Below are 243 nucleotides of genomic sequence, written 5' to 3'. Positions count from 1 at the left end.
GAGGGTGAGCAGTCGATCGTCGTGTTCGTGGGCCATGCCCGCGGCAATCTCACCGAAACGCAGCGCGACGACGTCATGGGGCTGGCCCGCACCTGGCGCCGTGAAGGCACCGGCGCGATCGCGATCGGATGTCGTTGCCGGTAGTCGTCGGGCACGGTGCCGGTGGCAAGATTGTCGCCGGTCAGATTGCAGCCGCCGAGCGCGATCGCCGTGGCGACGAGGGCGCCGCACAGCGACAGCGAC

Annotated in this window: 1 pseudogene; it reads left to right on the top strand. The window is 69.5% G+C overall.

What is annotated here, in order from left to right:
• A pseudogene (locus FNJ47_RS48610) lies at nucleotides 1-126 on the top strand (CpaD family pilus assembly protein); the annotation flags it as partial.
• Nucleotides 127-243: the final 117 nt, after the last annotated feature.

The organism is Bradyrhizobium uaiense, from assembly GCF_010811875.1.
Taxonomy (GTDB): domain Bacteria; phylum Pseudomonadota; class Alphaproteobacteria; order Rhizobiales; family Xanthobacteraceae; genus Bradyrhizobium; species Bradyrhizobium uaiense.
This window is presented reverse-complemented; position numbering and strand designations above follow the sequence as displayed.